The 2142-nt window shown below is 64.5% G+C and carries 2 protein-coding genes; one reads left to right on the forward strand and one right to left on the reverse strand.

The window, feature by feature from the left end:
* A partial coding sequence (locus P3W85_RS17460) for a hypothetical protein (RefSeq protein WP_276265707.1) occupies window positions 1-265 on the reverse strand: 265 nt, incomplete at its 3' end.
* Between the two features lie 916 nt (window positions 266-1181).
* Between P3W85_RS17460 and cysK the strand changes: the two genes are divergently transcribed.
* On the forward strand, window positions 1182-2099 hold the full coding sequence (gene cysK, locus P3W85_RS17465; protein WP_017229134.1) for a cysteine synthase A: 918 nt from the start codon (window positions 1182-1184) through the stop codon (window positions 2097-2099).
* The last annotated feature ends 43 nt before the right edge of the window (window positions 2100-2142 follow it).

Genomic DNA, 2142 nt, shown 5'->3' on the forward strand with positions numbered 1-2142 from the left:
CGGGGGTGGCCACGCGCCGCGGGTCGAAGCCGCTGTCCGGCTCGACCACCGCGATATCGAAGGCCTGGAGAGCGTCCACCGGCGGCTTGCTGCCGTAGTGGAAGGCAATATTGGGAGCCCGGGCTGCAGCCGGCCGCTCCAGCTGCGCCGTCTGGGCCTGCGCCGGGCACAGCCAGACAGCGATTGCGGCCAGCAGGACGCCACTCCACGCCCTGGCCGTCGGCGTGCCGCGCCTGGCTTGCCCCAAACCGGCCACGCGGCGCATGACGCCGTCCAATTGCAACCATTTCACTTGCTGAGCCCCTTTTTTCTTCAATTCTTATGCACTGCCCCGGATCCGTCGCTTAGCTTGCCCACGCCTTGTCATGCGTGGTGCCGCCAGCCGATGCATCCGGGTGTAGCTATCCCTTCCAGACTTCCCGCGCTACCGGAAACTCCCGGTAGTCCCTTCGCAGGCCAAACTTGAAGTGCTTATTCAAGCACTGCAACGGAGATTTTGAGGCATGCACGCGATCATGCCTATAAGCATTTCGGACTAGGAGCACCGACCGGCGCGCCGGCATGACGGCGTAACCGTTGCCGGCCAAGCGGGGATGCGCTGGTTCCGATCCGCTTCCGCGCGCTTGCAAAGCGCCGCCGACGACGCGCGCCGGATAGGGTGCGCGGGCAATGCCATGCAGGTTTTGCAACCGCTCCCCGGCCATCGTCAGGCCATCGCCAGGCGAGCGCCGGAACGCAATTCTACTGCCTCGGCACTTTTAGCACTTTTATCGTTTTTCGGATCGGAAAAAATATCACGATAACGGTCCGGCCCATGGCGCCATTGTGCCCGAACGCAGCAATACAACGGTTCGCATCCTGCCCCGGCAAGGAAACTAATGCTAGGCCATGTGACGCATACGTAATGTCAACAATTGTCACGCACTGTGAAGATTGGGGATTCCGGCCGGCCGCTGTATAGAATTTTCTCAAACAAAGAAGTGCACTACGGCAATCCGCACCGGCAAGATTCCGGTCGCGCGCCGCGTTCGGAAATGTTGCGGATCATACATTGGTGCTGGAAGCGGGCGCCATGGCACCGAAATCACATGCCGCAAACGGCAGCCGGCTAGAATCCTCCTCTGCATGCTTGTCCGGACCCGCCTGCGGGCCCGGTTCCAACCCATCCCCGGAGACTCTAGATGAAGGCCGACAACATCCTGCAAACCATTGGCAATACGCCGCATATCCGTGTCCAGCGGCTCTTTGGCGATACCCATGAGGTCTGGATCAAGTCAGAGCGTTCCAACCCCGGCGGCTCCATCAAGGATCGCATCGCGCTGTCGATGATCGAAGCCGCGGAACAGTCCGGCGTGCTCAAGCCCGGTGGCACCATCATCGAGCCGACCTCGGGCAATACCGGCATCGGCCTGGCCATGGTTGCCGCGGTGAAAGGCTACAAGCTGGTGCTGGTGATGCCGGACAGCATGTCGGTGGAACGCCGCCGCCTGATGCTGGCCTACGGCGCCACCTTCGACCTGACCCCGCGCGAAAAGGGCATGAAGGGCGCCATCGCCCGTGCCGAGGAACTGGTGGCGGCCACGCCGGGCGCCTGGATGCCGCAGCAGTTCGAGAATCCCGCCAATATCGAGGTCCATACCAGGACCACCGCGCAGGAAATCCTGGCGGACTTCCCGCAGGGCATCGATGTGCTGGTGACCGGCGTGGGCACGGGCGGCCATATCAGCGGCTGCGCGCGCGTGCTGAAAGCCAGGTGGCCGGAACTGAAGGTGTTCGCGGTGGAGCCCGTGGCCTCGCCGGTCATCTCCGGCGGCGCGCCCGCGCCCCACCCGATCCAGGGCATCGGTGCCGGCTTTATCCCGAGGAACCTCGACACCGAGCTGCTGGACGGTGTGATCCAGGTCGACGCCGAGCCGGCCCGCGAGATGGCCCGCCGCGCCGCGCGCGAGGAAGGCATGCTGGTGGGCATCTCGTCCGGCGCCACCCTCGCCGCGATCGCCCAGAAGCTGCCCGGCCTGCCGGCTGGCGCCCGGGTGCTGGGCTTCAACTACGACACCGGCGAGCGCTATCTCACCGTGGAAGGCTTCCTGCCTGCCTGAGATGGCACGGCACCGCGAGATTCTCCCTGGGCAACGAGCCGCG

This window comes from Cupriavidus basilensis (genome assembly GCF_029335485.1).
Taxonomy (GTDB): Bacteria; Pseudomonadota; Gammaproteobacteria; order Burkholderiales; family Burkholderiaceae; genus Cupriavidus; species Cupriavidus basilensis_E.

Excerpts from the sequence above, each read along its gene's own strand:
- cysK (WP_017229134.1), top strand. The coding sequence starts at position 1,182 with ATGAAGGCCGACAACATCCTGCAAACCATTGGCAATACGCCGCATATC.